Origin of the sequence: Phaeovulum veldkampii DSM 11550 (assembly GCF_003034995.1) — a bacterium.
Taxonomy (GTDB): domain Bacteria; phylum Pseudomonadota; class Alphaproteobacteria; order Rhodobacterales; family Rhodobacteraceae; genus Phaeovulum; species Phaeovulum veldkampii.
In genome coordinates this window covers 1-283 of record NZ_PZKF01000154.1, presented here as the reverse complement: position 1 = coordinate 283, position 283 = coordinate 1, and the positions used below count along the sequence as shown (strand labels likewise).

General features: G+C 67.1%; 1 protein-coding gene. It reads right to left on the bottom strand.

Translation table 11 applies throughout. The annotated features are described in order from the left end of the window. Positions 1-201, bottom strand: a 201-nt coding sequence (locus C5F46_RS16355) for a hypothetical protein (protein WP_146160273.1), incomplete at its 3' end; no start/stop codon positions are given. Between the last annotated feature and the right edge of the window lie 82 nt (positions 202-283).

The following is a 283-nucleotide window of genomic DNA, read 5'->3' as shown; positions in this document are numbered from 1 at the left end:
GTCCGCGTCGGGCAGGGCATCGGCGCCCGGATCCGCGGGCAGATCGGGGGCGGGGCGGCGCTGCGCCAGTCGGGCCACCACTTCGCAGGCCAGGGCCTCGACATGATGTTGGTGCAGGGCATCAGGTTTGGCCGAGCTGGTGGAAATCCCGGCAAAACGCCCCGGCTCCAGAATGCCGGGTTTCCAGAATTGCATCGCCACCGCACCCTCCGTCTTGCAACGCCTTGATCTTGCGCCCAAAGCGGCGGCCTGCGGTGGGCCAGTGCTGATTTGGGCATTTGAT